This window comes from Microcoleus sp. B6-A1 (genome assembly GCF_036705085.1).
GTDB lineage: Bacteria > Cyanobacteriota > Cyanobacteriia > Cyanobacteriales > Microcoleaceae > Microcoleus.
Window position 1 is genome coordinate 35,277 of sequence record NZ_JAUBTU010000024.1, and the last position, 24,116, is coordinate 59,392.

Below are 24,116 nucleotides of genomic sequence, written 5' to 3' on the forward strand. Positions count from 1 at the left end.
TCGCAACCTCTGTTTAACGATTATAAGTTTACAAGCGATCGCTCTCGATCGCATCTTTACGATCTTATTGAAATTGGTAGATTTTGTCTTTTCAACTTAGCCCGACAATTTATATATCATAGCAATTCAGAAAGGTGACTTTCATGATTCTATCAAACCGTTTTTCAGAAGCCCTCACCTATGCCGCCGAATTGCACGCTACCCAAGTTCGCAAAGGTTCCGGCGTTCCCTACATTGCCCATTTGTTGGGCACTGCTAGTATAGCTTTAGAATATGGGGCAAATGAAGATGAGGCGATCGCAGCTTTGCTTCACGATGCGATCGAAGATCAAGGCGGCGCCACCACCCGCGAAGCCATCCGCCGCCGCTTTGGGGATACTGTCAATCGATTTTAGATTTTAGATTTTAGATTTTAGATTGAAGAATTGACTTGCGCGAGATAAATTCGGGGGCTTGTTTATCAGATACAGGTTTTTTATTTCTGGACGGATGAATCACGTGGCGGGTATCCTGGATGCTTTCGGTCACAGCGATTGTAGACGGCTGTACCGACAGTGACGAGACGCCGAAACCCCCTTGGCGACAGCGAAAACAAGCTTATATCGATCGCATTTCTACGGCTTCTGCCTCGGTCAGATTAGTCTCGGCTGCTGATAAACTTTATAATGTTCGATCGATCCTGAAAGATTCCCGTCAATTAGGAGATACTGTTTGGGAACGCTTCAAAGGTGGCAAAGACGGTTCTCTCTGGTATTATCGTTCTTTAGTAGAAGCATTCCGCAAAGCTGAGTTAACGCCTATAGCTGAAGAATTGGATCGCACAGTTTTAGAATTGGAACAGTTTTCTGAAGGCTGAATTATGAAGGTAAAAAACACTAATTATCAATTACAAATTACAATTAAAAAATGGCAAATGTTCGCTTAGAAAATATTACCCGACGCTACCAAAACGTCACCGCGATCGAAAACATCAGCTTCAAAATCCCGGACGGGGAATTTTGGGTATTAGTCGGGCCCTCCGGCTGCGGAAAATCCACAATTATGCGGACAATTGCCGGTTTAGAAACCGCAAGTTCCGGCAATCTTTACATCGGAGATAATTTAGTTAACAACATTCCTGCTAGACAGCGGGATGTAGCAATGGTGTTTCAAAATTACGCACTTTATCCGCACATGACTGTCGCAGAAAACTTGGCATTTGGATTGCGGATGCGGAATGTTGACCAGACTAAAATTCAAGAACGAGTCGAAACAGTAGCCCGATCGCTCTCGATCGACCACCTCCTCAAGCGCAAGCCCAAACAGCTATCAGGCGGACAGCAGCAGCGGGTAGCACTCGGAAGGGCGATCGCCCGCGAACCGAAAGTATTTCTGTTAGATGAACCGCTTTCTAACCTCGATGCTCAACTGCGAGACGACACTAGAGCAGAACTCAAACAACTGCATCAACGGCTAGGAATTACCACAATTTACGTCACCCACGACCAAGTGGAAGCGATGACTTTAGCTGATAAGATTGTAGTCTTAAATGGGGGAAAAATTCAACAAATTGGAGACCCGCAAAGCATTTATGCAAAACCAGCTAACCGCATGGTTGCCACATTTTTAGGCAATCCCGCCATGAACATTTTTCCTGCAATTTATACTAACGAATCCTTTCAAGTGGGAAATCAATATTTACCCTGTCCGCCCTCCATTCAGAAAAAATTGCAGGCGAGAGAAGGACAAGGATTTGATTTGGGCATCCGTCCAGAAAATATAGAAATCTTTACGCCACAAACAGTAGAAGATGATGATTTGAAAACCGATGTTTGGGCATTAGAAAAAGTCCCTCTTGATGTAGAGGTAAAAGTAGTGGAACCTCTGGGGCGAGAAACTTTAATTCGGGCGAGTTTGCCGTTGTTGAGTGCTGAAACTACTGTACAGTTACAAATACCTGCGAGTGTTCGCTTGCGATCGGGCGATCGGCTGACGGTACAGCTTGACTTCGATCGACTATTTATATTTGACCCCTCCACCGGTGAAGCGCTGTATCCTTAACTGGATTGAACAGGACTTACGCACGGGTAATCAGTCGCCGGGGTTTTTTTAGTCGCAGTGCCTAAGTCCTGTTCAATCTAAAATCTAAAATCTAAAATAGACTGAGCCTTCCTGTGGGAAAGTCTCGATTCGTAGTTACAAAAGTTTACACTTGACATTTATTAATTTACGCAGTAATGATACGATTAGTATTGGCACAACGGTAAAACGTCCCCCCAAAAGCTGATATTTCCTGAATCGGGGCGATCGCGACCCACAACGCCAGCATCTTCGCGCTAAGAAGCGGCTTTACGCCCCGACTTGGGAGCAACTAGCGAACCAAAAACTCAGAAAAACGTTCTAGCGGCATTTTTAGATGAATCCCGACAACCTGCCTCAAATGCTGCAAACAGGATTTCACCTAACTTTAGGTGCAACTTCCTTTTTAATTGAGACATTGCAAGATCCTCTGAAGCGAGAAGAAAATCTTGACAAACTGAAGTCTGATTTGGGGTTACTCGCCGATGAGTTGCTGGAAAAAGGAGAAATGACTGAGCGAGAAGCCCGGAATTTTGTAGATACTATTTTCTCTCAACCGGGCGATCGGGAGAATGCAGACAATGAATCTGTCTCGCCCAAGCAATCAGATGCAGCGACTGATGCTCCTCCCGATTCGGTTGTACAGCCTAACGTAAAGCTAGAGATTCAAGAATTAACTGCACACATGGCAGCGCTGAGGGCCGAGTTGGAAAATTTGCGCGCCGAAAATTCCCAGTATTAAAGAATCAAGAGTCTTTAACACAGCCGGAGTTTACTTGCCAACTTAATTTAAGAGAACCAAACTTTAGTCATTGTCCCATTTTTCAGAACCGATCAGGTCGGCAATGCGATCGCGCAGCAAGAAGTCGCATTTTTCTAACTCGCACTCTACACAGGCCCATTCCCGGGGCGGAATGAATTGGCACAGCGTGTAGATGGGCTGTTGGCGGCTCAGCACGCCCTCGTGGACGAGGTGACGTGCTTCATCTTGGATCACATCTAAAGAGTATTGGATTTGGGGAATAGTGGAGTGAATCATAATGCGCCCTCAATGTTTTACTAAAAAATTTTATGGCCCTGGTAATAATATAGTCCAAACTTACGAATATGGAAGTTAAATTTTGTCCGTATACAGCTATACAATTCACTGCCGTAAATAAAAATAAATTATACGAATTATCAATAAGTGATGAGATCTGTCTTAGGATGTGGAGACGCAGCACATTTTCCCCACAAGCAGGCAGATCTGCTGGAAAGCTCAATTTAGAACTTAGGAACCGCCGTCCAATTCCCGGTTTCTGGATACTTCGCCACCAAAGGCAGAATTTCTCGCGAGAAACCGGGTTGATGAATTTAACTCCTAACGCAGCAAGCAGCAAAGGAAAGATTCAGAAGTCGGGCAACTCAAGCCTTACCAGTTGCGTCAATGCCGAATAGCACTTCTAGAACGAGAGATTGCGCTGCCGGCATCTGCCCAAAACAAAATACATAAGGAATACTCGGAGGCAAGTGTGGCAAAAATTGCTCTAAAACGTAGGGACTGCCGTAAATTAACACAGCTTGCAGTTCTCCCGTTTTTAATAATTTCTTAAACCAATCTTGAGCTGCTTCAGTCAAACCAGCACTGCCTCGGAAGCAATTGCCGCGAATGAAAATTTGCAGCAATGTCGGATAAAAATGCTCTGCACCTGTATTATCAGCGATCGCCCCTGTGCGATCGTCAATCAGTTGCAATTCGTAACCAAACTGTTCGGGAAGGGCGATCGCCGGAGTGTGGTTGCCCAAAAACTCACACCCCAAAACATCATCTACAACAATCAAATTCAGCAAAAGCTGGTTTTCTGGGGGTTTTGCAACCTGCAAAGGTAGATTGCCGCCAAATTTCAAAGAATCTCGCAAAATATCGGCAGCAGTTGCCCTGGCATCAGGAGTTGCCAGCAAACCTAAGTCGATCAACTCGATGGATTCTAAATTCTTGCTCCCCCCCTTAGCCAGGGGGGGTTGGGGGGGGTCAGAAATCGATTCTAAATTCTTGCTCCCCCCCTTAGCAAGGGGGGGTTGGGGGGCGTCAGAAATCGATTCTAAATTCTTGCTCCCCCCCTTAGCAAGGGGGGGTTGGGGGGGGTCAGAAATCGGCAAACCCACCTTGATTTTCGATTTCCAAATTCGCTTGACAGATTCCTTGATTTGTGCTATGGGGATCCGCCCTTGAGTGACAGCTTCGCAGACAGCGAGAATCGCCCCTTCCGGGTCAAGCGGCATCAGCAAAACATCAGCACCAGCCTCAGCAGCCAAAACAGCAGCTTCATTAGCGCCGTACTTATTGGCGATCGCACCCATCACCAAAGCATCCGTCACAATCAAACCTTCAAATCCCAACTCTTCTCGCAGCTTCCCAATCAAAATTTTGCGAGAAAGAGTAGCAGGAAACTCCGCATCCCAAGCCGGAATCAGCAAGTGAGCACTCATCACAGCATCGACCCCAGCAGCCATCGCCTCAACAAAAGGAGGCAACTCAATCTGGGCTAATCTCGCTGGCGAATGTGGCAAAACCGGCAATTCCAAGTGAGAATCAACCGCCGTGTCTCCGTGGCCGGGAAAATGCTTAGCTGTAGTCAAAACCGGGTGATCACCTGCGCCGCGAATAAAAGCAGCGGCTAATTTCCCCACAATTTCCGGTGTCTCGCCAAAAGCGCGGACGTTAATCACAGGATTGTCGGGATTGTTGTTAACATCAACCACTGGTGCGAGAATCCAATTGAGACCGATCGCCCTAGCTTCGATCGCAGTGACAGCGCCCATTTGTTCAGCATATCGATCGGCTTTACCTGCATCGTGTCGCGCCACTTCAGCAATCGCCATCGGCGGCCCGAACCAAGTCGCCCCCGCGAACCGCTGGCCGACACCTTCCTCAATATCCGCCGCCAGCAGTAGCGGAAACTTAGCCCAAGACTGCAATTGGTGCGATCGAACTGCCAACTCTGCAGCACTTCCCCCGACCAAAATCACACCGCCGACGCCCAACTTTTCCAGATAATAGCGGAGTTTGCTGGCAGTTGGTTCCCATTCCCGATAGCGAATTTGGTGGTCGAACAAGCAGCCAGAAGCGCGCACCACGAACATCTGGGCTACCAGTTCTGGTAAGGAAAGATTGTCAATCATTCGATTTTAGATTTTAGATTTTAGATTTTAGATTTGGGCATCGGGCATCGGGCATCGGGCATCGGGCAAACAGGGCATCGGGCATCGGCCAAACAGGGCATTGGGAATTTTCCCTATCTCCTTCTCTTCCCCTCTTCCTTCTTCCCTCTTCCTTCTTGCTTCAATCGGGACTTTCATCCTCAGTGAATTCTTCCTCGGGATCTAGAAGATCCGGTTTGCGATCGGCAGAAAGCTGATTCAGCAGTATCAACATTTTATCGCCCCGTTCCAAAGAACGGTCTTCAAGAAATACTACTTCCGGCGTCCGGCGCAGTTGCACCCGTTGGCCCAACTGGTTGCGGACGTAGCTAGTAGCAGATTTCAAACCTTCCATAGTTTCAGCCTTCGCCTCATCAGTACCGTAGATGCTGACAAAAATTTTTGTATGCTGAAGGTCTCCCGAAACAATTACATCGGTAACGCTAACCATACCGGCACCTACCCGATCGTCCTTAATGCCGTTCAGCAACATCAGGCTGACTTCCCGTTTAATCATTGAAGCTACACGCTCAATGCGACGATTTGTAGCCATAGAAACTATCCCCTACTTTTAGATCAGCCATTTTCATCCCGATTGACAATTGTAGCGCGATCGGTATCGGGTGTTACGGGCGATCGGGGGAAAAAATGAGAATCAGCACGACACGGATGCACACGAATACACGGAGGATAGTCAAGTTAGCCAATTGTGCAAACAGTCAGATGACTCAAGTCATCCGTGTATCCGTGTTCATCCGTGTTATGCTCTACTTTTTGCCGGCGAGGGGACTGAAACAAAGTAAACCAAGTTAACTAAACTATACATTTTAAAACATCTAATATGAATATTCCTAAGTCAATTGTTCGCATTTTTCTAATTCTCCCCAACGGTCAGATTGTGGCACAACTGCGAGATAATATTGTAGGTATTGCAAGTCAAGGGATGCTTTCTACTTTTGGTGGTGGCGTGGACGTTGGAGAAAGTCCAAAGCAGGCAGCGGTGCGAGAACTGGAGGAAGAAACTTGCCTCGAAACCAATTACACAATAGAATTTATCACAACTTTTCTACACCAAAAGACCCAAAATAATCAAAAAGTTATACAGGAAAATCACTTGTTTTTGGCTAGGATTAGGAATTGTGAGCAAATAGAAATCAAAGAAGGTGTGGGTTTTGTAGTTTTGAGAAAAGATGTAGATTTTGGGAAAGTCAACGCAGGCGAGGGTACTCAAATGGCTTGGAAATTCTTGCAGGAATATTTAAAATAAAAAGTCATACACAATATTTTTCCTGTGCTGGGACTGAAACATGGAGCAACCCTGCGTTATTATTAGAGCTAGAAGCCATTATTCACAGAGCAACTGAGCCGCCCTACAACGTTCAAATCCCACCGAAAAACTAGACTCATACAATCAACAACTCTGGAACAACTATCTGCTGCTGATGCCGAAGCCATCCTAAAATACCTTCCAGAACGAATTCGTGCCGCCCTCATCGCCCGTGCTGCGGAAATTGAATATCCGATCGAAATTGTTGTGTCCATGGCAATTGCTAATTTCCTCGCAGGGCGAAGCACTTGGTTTTGCCGATTGCAAACCGGGGCGAGGCAACTAAAGAATCAAAACTTGAAATCAGAGAGTTATGAATCAAACAATCGCCACGCAACACCTGTCTCCAGAAGCTATTCATCAGTTGGTCGATTATTTGCCTGACTATATAAAAGCGGCCCTCTTGTCCAAGTCCGCTGAACTTGAATGTTCTCTCGAAGCCGCGATGGCTACGCCCCGGCTTACGCCTACTTCATGGCAATCTCCAGCTTTTTAGACGAAGAATCCTTTAGCTTTGAGGATTGTTTGTTGGCTAAACGCATGAAAGATACTGTCTGAAATTTCATCGCTCTCGATCGCACTCCCAGTTACGATTAGATTATGCCGATAGCAAAAAAAAATAAAACTCATGGAAAAAGAATTTACAATCGGTCAAAAAGTCCGAGTGGTGGCTATGCCGCCTTACGTCAAAACTGCTGAACCGATGCCGATGCTGCGGCCCGCGAATTTAATTGCGATTGGCGCTGAAGGTATTGTGATCGATCGCCGTCCCGGCAATTATTGGGGAATTCGCTTTGAAAAAGGTGCTTTTCTGTTAGACAGTCAGTACATTGAAGCAGCAGAAACAATTGTAGAAGGTAATGGGTAATGGGTAATGGGGAATGGGGAATTGAGATCACAACTTAACATCTCCCTTTTCCTTGTTCCCTCAACATCCCTCCCTTAAATCCGTTAAATCCCATTGCTTGCCCGTTGCCGAACTTCCTTCTTCAACAAGCCAGCTTAGCCTCAAAAGCCAAAGAATTAACAGGAAACTCCCCCAGAAGTTCCTCTAAAATCGGAGATTTGAAGTTACAAGGTTGAGGCTTTCCCAAATGATAACCTTGAGCGTAATCTACCCCAAGTTCATTGAGTTTATCCATAATTGTTTGATTTTCAACATACTCCGCAATAGTTTTAATTCCCATGACGTGAGCGATTTTGGTAATAGCTTCCACCATTGCGACATCAATAGGATTATCGACAATATTCTTAATAAAATTGCCGTCTATTTTGAGATAATCAACCGGCAAGCTTTTTAGGTAAGCAAAGGAAGACATCCCGCTGCCGAAGTCGTCCAAGGCAAACTGGCAGCCTAGTTCTTTGAGTTGCCAAATCAAGCTGGCTGCCTTGCTGAGATTACCGATCGCCACGGTTTCGGTAATTTCAAAACAAATTATTTGGGGCGGTATTTGATGGATAGAAAACTGTTCCTGAATAAACTCGATAAACTTTTCTTCGTTGAGGCTGTCCCCAGAAAGGTTGATTGAATAAAGGTTGGGATATTTGCCAAATAAGGATTGCGGATTAGACAAAAGAGAGCAAGCAGGGAAGGTAACTATTTTATCGCTGCCTACTGCAGGGTCTTGGACGAATAAATTGGCCGTGAAAATTTTAGATAAATTGCTAAATAACGTGCGAATTACCCAGCGGTCGATCGCGTGCATCAAGTTGTAGCGTTCTGCAGCGGGAATAAACGCCATCGGCGACACCAACTCACCAGTTTCCAACTGGAGGCGCAGGAGGATTTCGCAGTGGGTTCCGGTGGTTGGAGAGTTGAGCAAAGGTACGATCGGCTGAGAGTACAAGCAAAAGCGATTCTCTTCTAATGCTTGATTAATTTGCACCACCCACTCGGTTTCGCCGTGCTGTTTGATTAATTCTCGATCGCCGGCTTGATAAACCTGTACCCGATTGCGACCTTTATTTTTAGCAGCATAGCAGGCCATATCAGCCGCGCTCAAAATCGCAGATGTCGATGCTGTTTTGGGATTGATTGCTACCAAACCGATACTGACGCCGATCGAAAAAGTTTTGTCCTGCCACGCAAAGCGGAAGCCCTGAATGCTTCGCAGCAGCGTTTCAGCAACATTCAATCCTCGTTCGACGGGACGATTGTACAGGAGTACGGCAAATTCATCGCCGCCGAGACGCGCCAAAATATCGGTTTTGTGGATATTGCTTTTAAATAGCTGGCTGACTTGGCGAAGCAGTTCGTCCCCTGCAGCATGACCGGAGGTGTCGTTAACTATTTTGAAGCGATCGAGATCCAGGTAAAGCATTACGTGTTCTTGCCCGTAACCTTGAGCGCCGTGTAGGGCGTGCTCTAGCTGGTACTCAAATTCCCGGCGGTTGACTAATTGCGTCAGGGGGTCATGAGTTGCCTGCCAGGTGAGTTGCCGCGCTTGAGTTCGCACTTGGGTGACATCTCGGAACACAACGACGGCCCCGACAATTTCGCCGCTGCTAGCGTGGATGGGGGCGACGCAGTGGTCGATCGCAAATTCGGTGTTGTTGTGGGCAATCAGCAAATTGTTGCGCCCTTGGTCAACAATCCGACCTTCGGACAAAGCGATTTCGGCGATATTTTCGATCGGCAGCCTGGTAGTTTCGTCAACTATTCTCAGCACGCTGGCGAGGGGCAAACCTTTAGCTTCCGAGGTAGACCAACCCGTGAGTTGTTCGGCCACTGGATTCAGGGTGGAAATGCAGCCGTCGGCGTCAGTAGCGATTACGGCATCGCCGATCGATTGTAGAGTAACAAACGCGAGTTCTTTTTCTTCAAAAAATGCTTGTTCCATGCGCTTGCGATCGGTAATATCTCGCTGCACCGACACCCAGTGGGTAACGTTCCCGGAGTTGTCGGCAATGGGTACGCTGTTGAGTTCCACCCAATAAGTTGAACCGTCTTTGCGGTAGTTGATCAATTCTAGGCGTAGGGGTTCTCGGCGAGAGAAAGCACGGCGAATTTTATCGACTTGGGTGGGGTCGCTTTCTGGGCCGCGCAAGCAACTGGGGGTTTGTCCGATGATTTCTTCGGGTAGGTAGCCCGTCATTTGGGTAAAAGCTTCGTTGGTATAGATGATGGTGGGGTCGGAGATATCGCTATCTCCGGCATCCATAATCACGATTGCGTCGTTAGCGTTCACTACAGCAGATTCTAAAAGGTGGAGTCTGGCCTCGGCCCTAACGCGGGTAGCAATTTCGCTTTCTAGTCTGGCGTTAGTCAAGCTGAGGGATGTGATCGCTTTTTGCAATTCCCTAGTTCTTTCTGTCACTGAATCGTGCAGAACATCTATCGCCCCGGACATTTCCATCGGGTCAAGTACGCGCAGTATGTTGGTTTGAGTAACTATTCCCTCTAGTTCTCCGCGTTCCCCCGTTACTACCAACCTGCGGACTAAACGCTGGTGCATTTCCTGATGAGCTACCCACAGCGAGTCTTCTTGCTTGAGGCTAAATAAAGGGGTACTCATCACAGTTTGGGCGATCGTTTGCGACAAATCTATATCTAAAGCTTGAAATTCCACAATATCCCGTTCTGTGACTATACCTACTGGAATAGGGAACGGTGAATCCCTCGATAATTCTGTTGATTCAGTAATTACTACGCAGCTAACGCGGTGCTGCGCCATCAACTCAGCTAAACTCATAACTGACGCGGAGCGAGGTGCTTGAATGACTTGTGCGGTCATTACTTCTTTCACCCGGCGCATTTTTAAGATATTTGCCGGTTTGAGCATGGCTTGGCGAATGCTTTCCGGGGTAATTACTCCTAAGAGTTGACCTTCACTATCCAATATTGGGAGATGCTTAATTCTTCGTTGCCCCAGCAGAATTAGGGCGCTGAAAATGTCTTGAGTCTCCGATTGTGTCAGAGTTGCTGCAGGCTGCCTCATCACTTCTGCGATGGTGACACCTTTTAAGTTTTTGCCCGAGGCAATCAAATCTACAAGATCCCTTTCTGTGAAGATTCCTTGCAATTGAGAATGTGGAGCACAGGGCGAGGATAATTTTAAGAGTGATTTTTCCACGACAAAGACGCAGACACCTGTCGCGTCTCTGAATGCACTCTTAGTGGGGAGATTTGCGATTTCTGTTAGTTGCTGATAGATATCGGTTGGTGGAATGGCTGCGTTTAGAGAGCAACTTGGGCGCCGTTGGCCCATCAGGGTAATTACGTCTGCTAGTGGGGTATCGGGCGCCACTGTCAAGGGGTAGCGGTCAATTACTTGAGCTAAGGTTGGCAAATACTTGGATGAATCGTTTTTGAGCATATTTAATTGAGTTTTGCGATCGCGTGGACTCTGCGACATTCCAAAAAAGCGCTGATTTCCAAGCACTAGGTGGATTTTTACGGCGCTGCTGAGACCTAATTAAAATTTATTGTTAAAAATGCAGCAGAGCTTGGACTGGGGATCAGGCCAGTGACTGCGTTTCCTCTACCTATAAAGTTAGAAGCTTATCTTTATTTTAAGTTAAATTTTCTATCCCGTGACACATTTATTAAAAATAATGTATTTGTTGTGAACTTTTTGCGATAAGATTATCGGCTAAAATCATCCATAGCATTGCGAATCATCTCCCTCTTCAGAAAGACGCATCTGTTTGCTGTATTAGCTAACCTAGAAAAGGTTACTACAAAAAGGCACTGTATTAAGTTCGGCAGTGTTAAGTTTTGCGAAATAAAGTTTTGCAAGCTGGTCGAGACCATGTATGCGTTGTTGAGGGCAATCGATATCACAGCCAATGTGTGAATTAGATCGCAACTTGCGAAAACAACCATGGTACGATTGTAGATATCAAGACAAGAACTTGAATACAGAGTCTGTGAGGAAAAGAGATTATGAAACGCAATCTATTAGCCGCTACTTTTTTAATTACTCCCCTACTCTTGGCCGGCCCGGCTCGCGCTGAAAATCCCGCTCACGTCAAACAGTTATTGTCAACCGGGCAATGTTTTCAGTGCGACTTGTCAGGAGCAGATTTAACGGGATCTCATTTAATTGGTGCTGATTTGAGAGAAGCAAATTTACGAGGCGCAAACCTATCTAGTGCCAACCTCGAAGGTGCTGACTTGACGGGTGCTAACTTGACGGGTGCTAACTTAACCGCAGTTTTCCTGACTAATGCCAGTTTAAATGACGCAGACCTCGATCGGGCAAATCTGACCGCGGCTATCATTAACACCGCTGACGTATCCGGCGCATCAATGGAAGATATGACCATCATTGATGCAAAAATCTACAATACCCAAATCGGCGTCGGCGGCAGCTACGACCAGTAAACTCGTTAAAAGAATGGAAAACACCAATTTTGAGGTTAAAAACCCGGTTTCTCCCCAGAAACCGGGTTTTTAGTCTTTTTGTAGACTGCCCCGAAGCCTCACATTTTCTATCGTATTTCAAGCTAACAATCTGACCACGAATTTCTTCATGTGGTACCCGCCACGTGATTTATCCGTGGAATCAATCCAAAATCTAAAATCGAAAATCACTTATTGCCCCCCGCATTTATCTCGCGCAAGTCAATCTAAAATCTAAAATCTAAAATCGCGCAATCGATTGACGCACCCTACCACTACCACTAAAAACCCAAATCAACCGCTATTCGGTGCGCGCAAGCAAACCCAGAAAACGCCACCGCATTTAAACCCTGTCCGGGAAACGTACTGTCGCCCACACAATACAAACCAGGCATAGAAGTTCGATTAAACGGCATTCCCAGCAAACCCATTAGCTTCTGTCGCGGAATCGGGCCGTAAGTTCCGTCTTCGCGCCCCAAAAAGCGACGGTGAGAACGCGCTGTCCCCACTTCCATATAATCCAAACCGGCATCTAAACCGGGAAAAATCTTTTCTAATCTTTCAATAATTCTCCCTGCGGCCTCTTCTTTTTTATCCTCATATTCCTGCTGCGAAAGTCCTTCCCACTCTTCCATCCAGCTCGAAGTAAAAGCGTGAACGATGTGATATCCTGCGGGAGCTAAATCCGGGTCGAGCACGGTCGGAATTGACACCAAAACAGTTCCCTCCGGCGCTTCCATTTGGTTCCAATCTTCTAACAAAATGTGGTGGCAGGCACTACCCGCAGGGATTACGCTTGCTTCCACTCCCAAATGCAAACTCAAGAAACTGGGGGCTTTTTGATAGCGTTGCTGCCATTTCTTCTCGCTAGCTGGCATCTCTTCTGCGGGAAGCAATTTCTCAAAAGTATCCCAGCGCGTGGCGTTAGAAACTATGCGCTTGGCGCGGTAAACTTCGCCGGTTGCGAGCTCGACTCCGACAGCGCGACCGTTTTCTGTGATAATTTTTTTCGCTTTAGCTTTGTATTGAATTTTCCCGCCACATTTTTCTAATCCTTCGACTAATTTTTGGGCAATTTGACCGACTCCGCCTTTGGGATAATTGATGCCACCGTAATGCCTGTCGGAAAATACCATTCCGGCATTAATCATTGGCGTCAAGTCTGCGGGTACTACAGACCAGTAGTAGCATTCCATGTCGATAAATTTCAGCAAAGTAGGGTCTTTTATGTAGCGCCGCGCAATGTCGCCAGTATTTTGAGGCAGATATTTTACTAATCCCAAACAGGCTAAAGGATTCTGAAAAAAGACTCGAACGAGATATCCGGGTTCTTCTAGGGATAGCAATTCCATGCCGTTGAGGCAGTTGAAGACGCTCCAGCATTCGCCGTAAAATTTGTGGATTCCTTCGCGTTCGTGAGGGAACCTGTCTGTTAATTCTTGCAAGTATTTATCATAAGCCTGGGGAACTTCAAGTTCCAAGCCACTGGGTAAGTGATAGTGAAGCTGTACGGGGTCGGGAATGGTTTCTAAGGTGACGTTGACTGCTTTCAGGGCGCGGGTGAGGAGGTTGGTGGTGCCGCGCTGTCCGAAACCAAAAATCATGGAGGCGCCGACATCGAATCTGTAGCCTTCTCGATCGAAATATCCAGCGCTACCCCCCGGAATTGTATAGCTTTCGAGCACTAAAACTTTGGCTTTCTTAGCTGCTAGCTGGGTGGCTGTCACGAGTCCGCCAATGCCGGAACCGATGACAATTACATCAAACTCTTGCTCTGTTGGGCGGGAGTTGGGAGAAAATAACTGGGATTGGGTAGGAGCTGACATTCGGTTAAAAATCTTAATATTTCTATGATTTTACAGTCGATCGCTCCAGAAGCAAGAAGTTCGGCAACGGATTATGTAGCGGATGTAGCGGATGTCAAGAAGACCGAAGTTCGGCAATGCCCGATGCCCTGTTTGGCCGATGCCCTGTTTGGCCGATGCCCTGTTTGGCCGATGCCCCAGCTTTTAAAAAAAAATGCGGGAACAGTCTACCATTGCCGACTGCCCCCGTCTGCCGATCCTTTGAGAGGAGAACACTAAAAATCAATATAGCCTTGTTGCTAATTAATGTCAATACTATTAGAAAAATATTTCAATAAGCGGATGGAGGTCGATCGGCGAATGGGTTCTAACTCAATCTCTGGCTTGTATGCACCCTCAAGGATGTGATAAGTTGCACAGAGCGATCGATCGCCCGTTGGGGAAGCCCGCCCCTACGGGGGCTACGCCAACGAAGCAGATCGATCGCACCGCATAAAATCCCTCAAACCTAGCAATCTCCCCAATTTCCTAATGTCCCTGCAACTGCGCGTTTACGTTCCTCCACATCCGTTAATTAAACACTGGCTGGCTGTTGCCCGCGACGCCGCCACCCCATCGGTACTTTTTCGTTCTGCGATGACAGAATTGGGAAGGTGGCTGGCTTACGAGGCGATTCGAGAATGGCTGCCGACAGTGGAAACAACGGTGCAAACGCCTTTGGCAGAATGTCCGGCGACTTTTATCAACCCAGAAGCTCCGTTAGTTGTGGTACCGATTTTGCGGGCGGGTTTGTCACTGCTCGAAGGAATTCAGACGGTTGTGCCGCTGGCTTCGGTTTACCACCTCGGCATGGCAAGAAATGAGGAGACGCTGGAACCGACTTGTTATTTGAACAAATTGCCGGCGCAGTTTAACCCGGAAACGCGGGTGATAATTAGCGAGCCGATGCTGGCGACTGGCGGGACGATTATAGCGACTATGCAGGAATTGACTGCACGGGGAATTGATCCGAGCTTGATTCGGATTATCTCTGTGGTGGCTGCTCCTCCGGCTTTGAAGAGGCTGAGTGCAGAGTACCCAAGTTTGATGATTTACACGGCAACGATCGACGAAATAGTCAACGAACAGGGCTTTATTGTACCTGGTTTGGGAGATGCGGGCGATCGAACTTACGGCACATGAACCAGCCAGTCAGTCAATTTTAGATTTTAGATTTTAGATTTTAGATTGACTCGACAGATAAGTCTGGGGGCTTGTAGGCCTTTTTGGGGGGGGGTGAGTGGTTCCAGGAACCAGTTGCTGAAATATCGGGGGAAAAAGATGAAAATCAAGCATCCAGGATACCCGCCACGTGATTCATTCCAACGCGCAAACTCAGGATCCAGAAATAAAAAACCTGTATCCGATGAAACTTGCCGAACGTATTTATCCGTGGGGTCAATCCTTCAATCCTTCAATTCTAAAATCTAAAATCTAAAATCTAAAATCGATTGACCCTGGTTTGGTAAAAGCAGGCACCGAGAGAGTTAGAATCAAAAGTACAAGTCAAAAATAAATAGCGTTTAGCACTCATTGCCCGTGAAACTTGATTCTGTTCCGCCAAGCTTGTCTGCTTCTGACTCAGTAAACCTCAATTATGATTTGCCACAACAGGTACAACTACAAATAAAAGAGGTTACTGAGATTTGTGCTGCTTTAACCCCGGAGCCCGCTGAACTCTCAGTGACTGTAAATCCCGATATTTGTCAGGAACAAAAGAAACTGAAGCCCAAGCACTGGGCAATTTTTGCTTCGACTTTTGCAACTATTTTTTTAGCTGAAATTGGAGACAAAACTCAGATCGCGATTTTGCTGATGACGGCTGAATCTCGAAATCCTTGGATCGTGTTTGCGGGTGCGGGTTCGGCTTTGATAGCAACCAGTTTGCTGGGGGTGTTGCTGGGAAGGTGGCTGGCTAGTCGGATTGCTCCGAGAACTTTGGAGAGAGCAGCCGGAGTGATTTTACTGGCGATTTCGGCGGTTCTGCTGTGGGAAGTGCTGGGTTAATTGTCTGCCTTGTCGGTAAGTCGTAGATTTTTACAATAGCTAACTAAGAACTAAAAAAACATGGACTGGCAACTTTTGGGAATCAGTTTTATTACAGTGTTTTTGTCAGAATTGGGAGACAAAAGTCAATTAGCTGCGATCGCCCTGGGCAGTAGTTGTAACTCGCCGCGGGCTGTATTTTTTGGTACGGCGTCGGCGCTGCTGTTGGCCAGTTTTATCGGCGTGGCCATTGGCTTCAGCACGGCAGAGGTGTTGCCGGAACGACTGGTAAAGGGACTCGCGGCGATCGGATTTGCGGTGATGGGCTTGCGCCTGCTGTGGCCAAAAGCAGATTTACCGGAAGCCTCCGAGTAGGGCCGGCCGTCAGTCGATTTTAGATTTTAGATTTTAGATTTTAGATTTACTTCACAGATGAATCTGGGAGTTTGAACCAGACTCTAAAATGTTGAGTTCTCCACAACAGGATTTGGGGGCTTGTCTCCGTTTTTGGGCGGGTCAGGAAACTTGAAAATATAGTTATCTCAAATCTGTTAGCATCGGAGATTATTCATATCTCTCTTATCTTCATCTGCGTGAATCAGCGTGAATCCATTGTCATCTGCGGCCCAAGAAATTCTCTTTTTTTAACCGCAGATACAGGCAGATAAACACAGATTAACGCCGCTGAATATCAAATCCGGTGTTTGCGATCGCTAAAGCTAAAATTTAAAAAATTAGCGGGGGGCGTGAATTCACGCCCCCCGCTGCTGGTTGAGTTTTTTTTCTCAACTCAACCTCTGAGTATTATGTCGATTAAACTTGGTTTTGGTAGCACCAACCCAGCAGCGTACCGGCGACAGCCAACTTCAGCGCTTCCAATGCAAAATAGCCTTGGTGCAGTAGATTCATCCCGGCGGGCACTTCTGCTGCGGAATCGAACAGATTTAGCTGCATTCCCAAGGCGCTCATTTGGGGTGTCAGGGCGTAGGTGTCAATCAGGGCGATCGCCAGAAGTACCAATGATAATAAGATTGCTGTGCGGCTGCGCTTGCCGAAGTCACCGACTAAATTGCTCAAAACCATCAAACCCGTTGCCACCACGCCCGCACAGATTAACTCAACGCGGTTGAATCCCCAGAACATTAAATTGCCGGCTGTTGCAAACTCCGGTGATGTCGTCATGCCAGATACGTAGAGACTGGGCATAATTACTAGATCCAAAATCAGGCTAACGCTGAGCCAGAAAATTAGGGCAACCATGACAATTGCTTGCCAGCGCGGTTTGATTGATTCCACTCTTGATGTTGTAATAGCTGTCATATAATTGAGCCTCTAAAATTTTCTTCTGCCTTTTCTAGAGTTTAACTAACTTTTTTCTCAAATCGTGTTAAGTATTTTTAAATTAATGGTAACTTTTGTGTAACAGACGCTGAAGAATTGTTAAGCTCCCTTATGTTTGTCATCACCTCGGTTAACTAATACTAATTCGGAAAAAGTACGGAATAAATTAATAATTACTCACAGGAATTATGCACTGCAACCAAAGACATCGGTTTTTGACCAAGAATTTCAAAGGTGGTACCCGCCACGTGATTTATCCGTGGAATCAATCCAAAATCTAAAATCTAAAATCCTCAAGCCCCCGCCTTTATCCGTGGGGTCGCCTCTAAAATCTAAAATCTAAAATCTAAAATCTAAAACCGATTGATCCTGATTAAACACCGTAACGTATTTTTTATAAAAAACCAGGTTTCAGCGTCCAGAAATAACTCCTAATTTAAGTGTATATGCCTAAATTTCAATTATCCTCTTGGTTGCCCCGTCTCCCCCCTCAAGTTTGGATTCTGGCCGCCGGCAGATTCCTCTCCCAAAGCGGCACCGGTTTTACTTTATTTTACGCGCCGATATTTTTTGTCGATCGCGTGGGTTTATCTGCTACTGCTGTTGGGATTGGTTTGGGTAGCGGTTCAGTTTCGGGAATATTCGGCAGAATTTTGGGCGGTTCTTTTTGCGATTCTAAATTTTGGGGAAGGCGGCGAACTTTATTGCTGGCGACAATTATTTCGGCTGCAGCTTCTTTTGTACTGGCGGCGACTAATGATTTCGCTGGCTTAATTGCGGGCAATTTACTGATGGGTTTTGGTGTGGGTTTGTATTGGCCTCCAACCGAGACGATGGTGGCGGATTTAACTGAGGGCGAACAGCGACAGGAGGCTTTTGCTTTGACGCGGCTTGCTGATAATTTGGGTTTGCAAGTTGGGATTATTTTGGGCGGTTTGTTGATTGCTGTAACGGGGAATTATCGATCGCTCTTTATTATTGATGGTATCTCGTTTTTAGTGCTGTTTGCAGTAGTTGCGATCGCGATCGCCGAAACCTACAAACCAGCTAATCCAGGGGATAGAGGCAAAAAGAATCGGGAAAATGGCTGGATGGTGGCGCTGAGCGATCGAAGTCTTCTAGTTTATGCTTTAGTAAATACCCTGTTCACATTATATATTTCCCAAATCCAAACCACAATGCCGCTGTATTTTAGCAAGTTTGTCGCGGTGGGGACATCGGGAAAAGGCTTTTCTACAGGTACAATTACGGTTTTGTTTGCTTTTAGCACGTTTTTAACTGTGGCTTTGCAACTGCCGGTGGTTAAAGCTTTGAGGCCGTTTTCCCATCCGAAAGCTTTGATGATTTCTGCGCTGTTATGGGGAATGGGATTTATCGCGATCGGCTTGACGGGAATGGCTGCAACTGGCAATCTATTGTTAGCTGTTTTAGGCTTGAGCTTTTTGTCGGTGGCGACTGTTGCTTATACGCCTTTTGCTTCGGCTTTGGTGGTGGATTTAGCGCCGGAGTCTTTGCGGGGCGTGTATTTGGCGGTTAGTTCTCAGTGTTGGGCGATCGGCTATTTAATCGGGCCGCCGCTGGGCGGTTTGGCATTGGATCGGGGTAAATGGGCGGCGGATAATTTTTGGTTGGGTTTGGCTTTTAGTGTGATTGCGGCTGTGGTTATTTTGCAAAAGCTCGATCGAATGTTGAAAAATAGCAGTCATTAGTTATTAGTCATTAGTCATTAGTCAGCAGTCATTAGTTATTAGTCATTAGTTATTAGTCATTAGTCATTTGTTGCTGCTACCAATGCCCTGTTTGGCCAATGCCCTGTTTGGCCAATGCCCTGTTTGGCCAATGCCCTGTTTGGCCAATGCCCTGTTTGGCCAATAACCAATAACTAATTTATTTTCGTCGATCGCCCAATTTGCGGTAAACTGCTCTCAAATCAACTTGATGGTGAGCCAAAGCAACCAAAGCGTGATAAAATAAATCCGCAACTTCCCCAGCAATCCCCTCTTTATCGTCATCTTTGCAAGCCATCACAACTTCCGCCGACTCTTCGCCAATTTTTTTGAGAATCTTGTTGTCGCCGCCCTCGAACAACTTGCAAGTATAAGAACTTTCGTTAGGATTGTCGCGCCGATCGCAAATTACCGCAAATAATTGAGATAACATATCCCCTGGCGGCGGTGAAATTTCCCCATCAACTTGGTGAAAACAACTTCTTTCTCCGGTGTGACAAGCAATATCTCCGACTTGTTCGACTGTCACCAGCAAAGCATCGCTATCGCAGTCGTAACGCAGCCCTTTGACATTTTGAATGTGTCCCGAAGTCGCGCCTTTGGGCCACAATTCGGAACGAGAACGACTCCAGAACCAAGTTTGCCCGGTAGAGAGCGTTTTTTGCAGGGACTCCCGATTCATCCAGGCCATCATTAACACTGTACCGTCTAAATAATCTTGGACGATCGCAGGCACTAAACCGCGATCGTCGTAACGGATCTTTTCAATTGGGATCGATCGGCTCAAACTCGATAAATCAGTAGTAGACATACTTTTATTTCAACTTGGTAAGATAGATTAACGCTTTCCTGTCGGAGATTGTTTTTTTATTAACCGCAGAGAACGCAGAGGACGCAGAGGAAGAGAGAAGATTGAGCAAGGGATGGCTAAATTGTCAAGAACTATTTTACAAAAAATTACATTTTAGGGCGCTCGGTGCTAGTGCGACAAAGCCTAAAAAACCCAAGCTAGTATTGCTACTGATTGGTTTGTACCCTAAAATCTACTAGAATAGTTTCCTTGAATCGACCTAACCTTTATGTTGAACTGGCTATAAAATTATTCTACCAACAACAGACGTTCACTAAGGAGAAAACATTGGTTTCCACAACCTTGAAAACGACCAAATCAGAAGAAATTTTCGCTGCAGCCCAGAAGTTGATGCCCGGTGGCGTCAGTTCCCCCGTCCGCGCCTTCAAATCCGTAGGCGGACAGCCCATCGTCTTTGACAGGGTAAAAGGAGCCTACATTTGGGATGTTGACGAAAACCAATACATTGACTATGTAGGCACTTGGGGCCCTGCCATCTGTGGCCACGCCCACCCGGAAGTCATCAAAGCCTTGCACGAATCTTTAGAAAAAGGTACGAGTTTCGGCGCACCATCGCTGTTGGAAAACGTACTCGCCGAAATGGTCATTGATGCGGTTCCCAGCATTGAAATGGTGCGATTTGTCAACTCCGGCACCGAAGCCTGTATGGCCGTTTTGCGGCTGATGCGAGCTTTCACCGGACGCGATAAACTGATTAAATTTGAAGGCTGCTATCACGGGCACGCCGATATGTTCTTGGTAAAAGCAGGTTCCGGCGTGGCAACTCTGGGCCTTCCCGACTCTCCGGGCGTGCCGAAATCCACTACTGCCAATACCCTCAACGCTCCCTACAATGACTTAGAAGCAGTCAAAGCTTTATTTGCCGAAAATCCCGGCGAGATAGCAGGCGTAATTCTGGAACCAGTGGTGGGGAATGCCGGTTTTATTACCCCGGATGCAGGTTTTCTCGAAGGTTTGCGGGAAATTACTAAAGATAACGGTGCTTTGTTAGTTTTTGATGAAGTAATGACCGGTTTCCGCATCGCCTACGGCGGAGCTCAGGAAAGATTCGGCGTTATACCGGATTTGACTACTTTGGGTAAAGTTATCGGTGGCGGTTTGCCGGTGGGTGCTTACGGGGGAAGGCGGGATATTATGGGGATGGTGGCTCCTGCTGGGCCGATGTATCAAGCGGGTACGCTTTCGGGAAATCCTTTGGCGATGACTGCTGGGATTAAGACTTTGGAATTGCTACAAAAACCCGGCACTTACGAACAGTTGGATAAGATTACTAAAAAACTGTCTGACGGATTGCTAAAAATTGCTAAGGAAGCCGGACACGCGGTTTGGGGCGGGCAAATTAGCGGGATGTTTGGCTTGTTTTTTGCGGCTGGCCCGGTTCACAATTACGAGGATGCGAAGAAGTCGGATTTGACGAAGTTCAGCCGCTTTCACCGGGGAATGTTGGAGCACGGAATTTATCTGGCTCCTTCGCAGTTTGAGGCGGGATTTACTTCTTTGGCTCATACTGACGAAGATATCGATCGAACTTTGGCGGCAGCGCGTGAAGTGATGGCAACTATTTAACCTGTGTAGTAAGGACATTCGTCCTTAAAACTCAGGAATAAATAATTAAAGTCCTTGCTGTTTGTTGGCAGTAAGGACTTTAATTGTTAACTGCTACCCAAGCCGCGTTAAAAACCTCTTGATCATGGCTTACGCAGGGGGCTAGAAACCCGGTTTCTACGAGATTTTGCGACGACTCACGATAAATATACGAAGCAACCGGGTTTCTGAGGTATTGTTTGTTTTCCGATGACCTACTTAATGACGAATGAGTAATGACTGCTGACTCATGAGACTTGAATTGCATATAGCCATCCTCCCATCATTTGTGAATTTCTTGCTCCCTTCCCTTGATAAGGGGAGGGTTGGGGTGGGGTAAAAAATTTACGACTCCTGCAAGGATTGCTATAGCCATCCTAAGTCATTTATGAATTTCTTACTCCCTCCCCTTGATAAGGGGAGGGTTGGGGTGGGGTCGAAAATTTAAGACTCCTGCAAGGATTGCTATACATTCACAAAGTATCTTTAAATGCCTCTGCGTTGCATCAGCCGTTTTCCTGTCGCTCAATGATTTATGCAATAATTCTAATGACTAAGGACTAATGACTACTGACTAAATCAATCATTAATAAATTCACCTTCACAGATAATCGATTCTCTGTTCTCCAAATCTTCTTGATTCCATACCGCGTTTAATGCTGCGGAACTTAAGGAAGTTGACATCGTATTTAAAGTTGTGTTGTAGTATTCTACAGCATTATTAAGTTCCACCTGCGGCGCTTCTTTGAAGTACGAATTAATATCAGGCGTGCACCGCTGGGCTTGGTAGTATACATAAGCTTCAGCATTAATGCACATTACGTGGTAAAAATCCTTATTTGCTGCCGCAACATCTCCAAGTTTATACAGCGCTAAACCCCGGTTGAGATAAGCTTTAACATAGTTCGGATCGAGTTTTACTGCTTGGTCAAAGTCTTCAATTGCCAACTGCATTTGTTTTAATTTATAGCGAACGCAACCTCTGTTATAATAGGCATAAACATTTTGTGGATCGATGCCGAGTGCAATGTTGTAATCGGCCATCGCCTGCGTATTGTCTCCTAATTGGTGGTAACAGAGACCTCGATTTATGTATGCTTTGATATATTTAGGATTCAACCGCAGCGTTTCGTTAAAGTTTTCCGTTGCTGCCTCTTTTTCTCCCAAAAGGTAGTAAGCGCGCCCCCGGTTGTAATAGGTTTTATAATTGTTGGAATTGATAGATAGAGCTCGATTGTAGTCTTCTATTGCTTCTTCGTAATTTCCTAAATTAGCAAGTACAAGTCCCCGGTTGTTGTAGATAGCGTGGCTGTTAGGCTTATTTGCTAAAGCACAGTTTAGATCGTCAATGGCTTTTTCGTGTTCTCCGAGATGACGCCAAGCATTGCCTCGATTCAAGTAAGCCTCGAAGAAATTAGGATTGATATCTAGGGCTTGGCTGAGGTCTGCGATCGCTTTTTGGTAGTCTTTCATGTAATAGTAAACCAAGCCGCGATTGTTGTAGGCTTTGGCATCGGCGGGATTGACTTGCAGTATCTGATCGAAGTCCTCAAGTGCCGCTTCATAGTTTCCTTTCTTGGCGCTGTGCAAACCGCGCTTGTAAAATTGTTTGAGGTTCATAGGTCAACTTTCAGGATTGCTTGATTCTGGGGGTTGATTCCTGTGCAGTCAGTTTTGAGTTCGACAGCCGTTAATCTTTTGAAAGAGCATCCACCTGCGGTCAGAGTCACTCTTCAATAATTCCCGGCAATCTACCGTAAACAGGATTTTGGGTTTATTTTAACAGTAGTTAAATCCTGTTGAAAGGCTCTGCACCTCGGCTGGATTTACTTATTAGTCAGTTCGATTGTTTACCCGATCGACTTAATCTCAAAAGTCTAGTTTTACTTGGTGCTCGGTGTCTCTTGATGCGGCGGCGATCGGCTCGATCGCCCAATTAAGTTTGAGACCGCTACTCAGTATAAATTGTTGCCCGCAGTCCTACCGAGTAAACTCTATATTTTTTTGACAAACTTCGTCTCAGTATTTGCGGCAGTACGTCTCTACAAACTTTTGTTGCCTAATTACCAATTACCGATTGATTTCCTCTTCCACATAAACTCTCAATTTCTCTAAATCTGGAAGTTCGATCAATTCTTGTTCCTTTTCCTTAACCGACATGGGCATCATCACAGGTTTACGCTGCTCTATCCAGCAACTCGCCAGCGGTAAAGTTTGTTCCAAATCTTCCAAAGGCCTCGGAATTACCATCACCGCGTTCAACTCGCCAATTCTCTCAGCTTCGTACATCCCCGCTTCTACGGCTACTGCTACATCTGCAACTGCACCGCGAATAATTGCCGTGCACAAACCGGCGCCAATTTTCTCGTAAGCTGCCAAGTGTACGTCTGCGGATTTGAGCATAGCATCGCAAGCACCGACCATTGCCGGAAATCCCCGGGTTTCGAGCAAACCGATCGCCTGATTGCTAAGCCGAGAATAACTGCCTTTTTCCGAAAGTTCAGTCAGCCGAAAGCCGATCGGCAAAACCACTTCCAAATTAGCCAAAGGTCTAGCAATCACCAACTTAGAAACAAACTGCCCGAACTGTTCGGCAGTTTGAGCTCCAGCTTCCACAGCCAAACGCACATCCGAAATTCTGCCCCGGACGATCGCGGTACAGTGACCGGAACCAATTTTTTCGTATCCTACTAAAATCACTCCTGCCGACTTCAGCATCATGTCAGCAGTCCCCACAATTGCCGGAAAACTCTTGGTGGATACCAAACCCAAAGCAGTGTCTTTGAAGTATTCCTGGCGCTGCGATCGCTCTTCGTGACTGTTACGATCTGTTTGTCCGTCCATCTTCTATTAC

At 46.3% G+C, this 24,116-nt stretch carries 24 protein-coding genes and 1 pseudogene; 14 read left to right on the forward strand and 11 right to left on the reverse strand.

The features are described from left to right. Positions 1–143: 143 nt before the first annotated feature. From QUB11_RS11210 to QUB11_RS11225, 4 genes and pseudogenes are all read left to right on the forward strand, one after another. Positions 144–380 (forward strand): annotated as a pseudogene (locus tag QUB11_RS11210) (HD domain-containing protein); the annotation flags it as partial. 134 nt (positions 381–514) lie between these two features. Continuing rightward, positions 515–856, forward strand: coding sequence for a hypothetical protein (locus tag QUB11_RS11215; protein WP_445300763.1), 342 nt, complete (start codon positions 515–517; stop codon positions 854–856). A gap of 50 nt (positions 857–906) precedes the next feature. Then, positions 907–2,040 (forward strand): ABC transporter ATP-binding protein, encoded by a 1,134-nt coding sequence (locus QUB11_RS11220; RefSeq protein ID WP_333202688.1) that lies wholly within the window; start codon positions 907–909, stop codon positions 2,038–2,040. Between the two features lie 355 nt (positions 2,041–2,395). Next, positions 2,396–2,800: a hypothetical protein gene (locus QUB11_RS11225; protein ID WP_333082103.1), complete on the forward strand. Its 405-nt coding sequence runs from the start codon at positions 2,396–2,398 to the stop codon at positions 2,798–2,800. 63 nt (positions 2,801–2,863) lie between these two features. On the opposite strand, the gene QUB11_RS11230 is transcribed toward QUB11_RS11225, so the two are convergent. The 4 genes from QUB11_RS11230 to rbfA all read right to left on the reverse strand — a co-directional run bounded on the left by QUB11_RS11230 (position 2,864) and on the right by rbfA (position 5,791). Next, positions 2,864–3,097, reverse strand: a complete 234-nt coding sequence (locus tag QUB11_RS11230) for a DUF4327 family protein (protein ID WP_333057778.1) — start codon at positions 3,095–3,097, stop codon at positions 2,864–2,866. Positions 3,098–3,462: 365 nt separating this feature from the next. Continuing rightward, positions 3,463–5,220, reverse strand: coding sequence for a glycoside hydrolase family 3 N-terminal domain-containing protein (locus tag QUB11_RS11235; protein WP_333256697.1), 1,758 nt, complete (start codon positions 5,218–5,220; stop codon positions 3,463–3,465). A gap of 27 nt (positions 5,221–5,247) precedes the next feature. After that, positions 5,248–5,397, reverse strand: coding sequence for a hypothetical protein (locus QUB11_RS11240; protein ID WP_333202692.1), 150 nt, complete (start codon positions 5,395–5,397; stop codon positions 5,248–5,250). Further along, entirely contained in the window at positions 5,381–5,791 is a 411-nt protein-coding gene (gene rbfA, locus QUB11_RS11245; protein ID WP_333202694.1) for a 30S ribosome-binding factor RbfA, read from the reverse strand. Before rbfA ends, QUB11_RS11240 begins: the two co-directional genes overlap by 17 nt. 288 nt (positions 5,792–6,079) lie before the next feature. On the opposite strand from rbfA, the gene QUB11_RS11250 reads away from it, so the two are divergent. Beyond that, positions 6,080–6,505 carry an NUDIX domain-containing protein gene (locus tag QUB11_RS11250; RefSeq protein WP_333155747.1) on the forward strand — a complete coding sequence of 142 codons (426 nt, stop codon included), beginning with the start codon at positions 6,080–6,082 and terminating at the stop codon, positions 6,503–6,505. Between the two features lie 68 nt (positions 6,506–6,573). Here QUB11_RS11250 and QUB11_RS11255 read toward each other — a convergent pair whose 3' ends face one another. Next, a complete protein-coding gene (locus tag QUB11_RS11255; protein WP_333202696.1) occupies positions 6,574–6,780 on the reverse strand; it encodes a hypothetical protein in 207 nt (68 codons plus the stop codon). A gap of 211 nt (positions 6,781–6,991) precedes the next feature. Between QUB11_RS11255 and QUB11_RS11260 the strand changes: the two genes are divergently transcribed. After that, positions 6,992–7,123: a hypothetical protein gene (locus tag QUB11_RS11260; protein WP_333155743.1), complete on the forward strand. Its 132-nt coding sequence runs from the start codon at positions 6,992–6,994 to the stop codon at positions 7,121–7,123. 70 nt (positions 7,124–7,193) lie between these two features. Further along, positions 7,194–7,433, forward strand: a complete 240-nt coding sequence (gene sipA / locus QUB11_RS11265) for a regulatory protein SipA (RefSeq protein WP_333202698.1) — start codon at positions 7,194–7,196, stop codon at positions 7,431–7,433. A gap of 121 nt (positions 7,434–7,554) precedes the next feature. On the opposite strand, the gene QUB11_RS11270 is transcribed toward sipA, so the two are convergent. Further along, positions 7,555–10,920, reverse strand: a complete 3,366-nt coding sequence (locus tag QUB11_RS11270; protein ID WP_333202700.1) for an EAL domain-containing protein — start codon at positions 10,918–10,920, stop codon at positions 7,555–7,557. 530 nt (positions 10,921–11,450) lie between these two features. Between QUB11_RS11270 and QUB11_RS11275 the strand changes: the two genes are divergently transcribed. Beyond that, the gene (locus QUB11_RS11275; RefSeq protein ID WP_333390570.1) at positions 11,451–11,891 is read left to right on the forward strand and encodes a pentapeptide repeat-containing protein; all 441 of its coding nucleotides are present in this window, start codon (positions 11,451–11,453) and stop codon (positions 11,889–11,891) included. Positions 11,892–12,190: 299 nt separating this feature from the next. On the opposite strand, the gene crtH is transcribed toward QUB11_RS11275, so the two are convergent. After that, positions 12,191–13,735, reverse strand: a complete 1,545-nt coding sequence (crtH, locus tag QUB11_RS11280) for a carotenoid isomerase (RefSeq protein WP_333209339.1) — start codon at positions 13,733–13,735, stop codon at positions 12,191–12,193. Between the two features lie 24 nt (positions 13,736–13,759). Between crtH and QUB11_RS11285 the strand changes: the two genes are divergently transcribed. The 4 genes from QUB11_RS11285 (at position 13,760) to QUB11_RS11300 (ending at position 16,114) form a co-directional block, all read left to right on the forward strand. Then, positions 13,760–13,993: a hypothetical protein gene (locus tag QUB11_RS11285; RefSeq protein WP_333209341.1), complete on the forward strand. Its 234-nt coding sequence runs from the start codon at positions 13,760–13,762 to the stop codon at positions 13,991–13,993. 252 nt (positions 13,994–14,245) lie between these two features. Further along, a complete protein-coding gene (upp, locus tag QUB11_RS11290) occupies positions 14,246–14,896 on the forward strand; it encodes a uracil phosphoribosyltransferase (RefSeq protein WP_333058287.1) in 651 nt (216 codons plus the stop codon). Positions 14,897–15,292: 396 nt separating this feature from the next. Beyond that, positions 15,293–15,760 carry a TMEM165/GDT1 family protein gene (locus QUB11_RS11295; RefSeq protein WP_333245931.1) on the forward strand — a complete coding sequence of 156 codons (468 nt, stop codon included), beginning with the start codon at positions 15,293–15,295 and terminating at the stop codon, positions 15,758–15,760. Between the two features lie 60 nt (positions 15,761–15,820). Beyond that, positions 15,821–16,114, forward strand: coding sequence for a TMEM165/GDT1 family protein (locus tag QUB11_RS11300; RefSeq protein WP_333058285.1), 294 nt, complete (start codon positions 15,821–15,823; stop codon positions 16,112–16,114). 438 nt (positions 16,115–16,552) lie between these two features. Here QUB11_RS11300 and QUB11_RS11305 read toward each other — a convergent pair whose 3' ends face one another. Then, positions 16,553–17,059 (reverse strand): hypothetical protein, encoded by a 507-nt coding sequence (locus QUB11_RS11305; protein ID WP_333202712.1) that lies wholly within the window; start codon positions 17,057–17,059, stop codon positions 16,553–16,555. Positions 17,060–17,526: 467 nt separating this feature from the next. On the opposite strand from QUB11_RS11305, the gene QUB11_RS11310 reads away from it, so the two are divergent. Further along, the gene (locus QUB11_RS11310) at positions 17,527–18,789 is read left to right on the forward strand and encodes an MFS transporter (RefSeq protein ID WP_333202714.1); all 1,263 of its coding nucleotides are present in this window, start codon (positions 17,527–17,529) and stop codon (positions 18,787–18,789) included. A 178-nt stretch (positions 18,790–18,967) separates the two neighbouring features. On the opposite strand, the gene hisIE is transcribed toward QUB11_RS11310, so the two are convergent. Beyond that, on the reverse strand, positions 18,968–19,618 hold the full coding sequence (gene hisIE, locus QUB11_RS11315) for a bifunctional phosphoribosyl-AMP cyclohydrolase/phosphoribosyl-ATP diphosphatase HisIE (protein ID WP_333202715.1): 651 nt from the start codon (positions 19,616–19,618) through the stop codon (positions 18,968–18,970). A 327-nt stretch (positions 19,619–19,945) separates the two neighbouring features. Here hisIE and hemL point away from each other — a divergent pair, with 327 nt between their 5' ends. Further along, positions 19,946–21,244: a glutamate-1-semialdehyde 2,1-aminomutase gene (gene hemL, locus QUB11_RS11320; protein WP_333202717.1), complete on the forward strand. Its 1,299-nt coding sequence runs from the start codon at positions 19,946–19,948 to the stop codon at positions 21,242–21,244. A gap of 597 nt (positions 21,245–21,841) precedes the next feature. On the opposite strand, the gene QUB11_RS11325 is transcribed toward hemL, so the two are convergent. Together QUB11_RS11325 and QUB11_RS11330 are read right to left on the reverse strand one after the other, a co-directional pair. Continuing rightward, positions 21,842–22,882 (reverse strand): tetratricopeptide repeat protein, encoded by a 1,041-nt coding sequence (locus QUB11_RS11325; protein WP_333202719.1) that lies wholly within the window; start codon positions 22,880–22,882, stop codon positions 21,842–21,844. Between the two features lie 450 nt (positions 22,883–23,332). After that, positions 23,333–24,106 (reverse strand): BMC domain-containing protein, encoded by a 774-nt coding sequence (locus QUB11_RS11330; protein WP_333202721.1) that lies wholly within the window; start codon positions 24,104–24,106, stop codon positions 23,333–23,335. Positions 24,107–24,116: the final 10 nt, after the last annotated feature.

Coding starts and splice junctions, on each gene's coding strand:
- QUB11_RS11225 (WP_333082103.1), top strand. CDS start 2,396: ATGAATCCCGACAACCTGCCTCAAATGCTGCAAACAGGATTTCACCTA.
- QUB11_RS11230 (WP_333057778.1), bottom strand. CDS start 3,097: ATGATTCACTCCACTATTCCCCAAATCCAATACTCTTTAGATGTGATC.
- QUB11_RS11240 (WP_333202692.1), bottom strand. CDS start 5,397: ATGAAAGTCCCGATTGAAGCAAGAAGGAAGAGGGAAGAAGGAAGAGGG.
- hisIE (WP_333202715.1), bottom strand. CDS start 19,618: ATGTCTACTACTGATTTATCGAGTTTGAGCCGATCGATCCCAATTGAA.
- QUB11_RS11330 (WP_333202721.1), bottom strand. CDS start 24,106: ATGGACGGACAAACAGATCGTAACAGTCACGAAGAGCGATCGCAGCGC.
- QUB11_RS11255 (WP_333202696.1), bottom strand. CDS start 6,780: ATGGACACAACAATTTCGATCGGATATTCAATTTCCGCAGCACGGGCG.
- crtH (WP_333209339.1), bottom strand. CDS start 13,735: ATGTCAGCTCCTACCCAATCCCAGTTATTTTCTCCCAACTCCCGCCCA.
- QUB11_RS11275 (WP_333390570.1), top strand. CDS start 11,451: ATGAAACGCAATCTATTAGCCGCTACTTTTTTAATTACTCCCCTACTC.
- QUB11_RS11325 (WP_333202719.1), bottom strand. CDS start 22,882: ATGAACCTCAAACAATTTTACAAGCGCGGTTTGCACAGCGCCAAGAAA.
- upp (WP_333058287.1), top strand. CDS start 14,246: ATGTCCCTGCAACTGCGCGTTTACGTTCCTCCACATCCGTTAATTAAA.
- QUB11_RS11250 (WP_333155747.1), top strand. CDS start 6,080: ATGAATATTCCTAAGTCAATTGTTCGCATTTTTCTAATTCTCCCCAAC.
- QUB11_RS11310 (WP_333202714.1), top strand. CDS start 17,527: ATGCCTAAATTTCAATTATCCTCTTGGTTGCCCCGTCTCCCCCCTCAA.
- QUB11_RS11285 (WP_333209341.1), top strand. CDS start 13,760: ATGATTTTACAGTCGATCGCTCCAGAAGCAAGAAGTTCGGCAACGGAT.
- QUB11_RS11300 (WP_333058285.1), top strand. CDS start 15,821: ATGGACTGGCAACTTTTGGGAATCAGTTTTATTACAGTGTTTTTGTCA.
- QUB11_RS11260 (WP_333155743.1), top strand. CDS start 6,992: ATGTTCTCTCGAAGCCGCGATGGCTACGCCCCGGCTTACGCCTACTTC.
- QUB11_RS11215 (WP_445300763.1), top strand. CDS start 515: ATGCTTTCGGTCACAGCGATTGTAGACGGCTGTACCGACAGTGACGAG.
- sipA (WP_333202698.1), top strand. CDS start 7,194: ATGGAAAAAGAATTTACAATCGGTCAAAAAGTCCGAGTGGTGGCTATG.
- QUB11_RS11305 (WP_333202712.1), bottom strand. CDS start 17,059: ATGACAGCTATTACAACATCAAGAGTGGAATCAATCAAACCGCGCTGG.
- QUB11_RS11270 (WP_333202700.1), bottom strand. CDS start 10,920: ATGTCGCAGAGTCCACGCGATCGCAAAACTCAATTAAATATGCTCAAA.
- QUB11_RS11220 (WP_333202688.1), top strand. CDS start 907: ATGGCAAATGTTCGCTTAGAAAATATTACCCGACGCTACCAAAACGTC.
- QUB11_RS11235 (WP_333256697.1), bottom strand. CDS start 5,220: ATGATTGACAATCTTTCCTTACCAGAACTGGTAGCCCAGATGTTCGTG.
- rbfA (WP_333202694.1), bottom strand. CDS start 5,791: ATGGCTACAAATCGTCGCATTGAGCGTGTAGCTTCAATGATTAAACGG.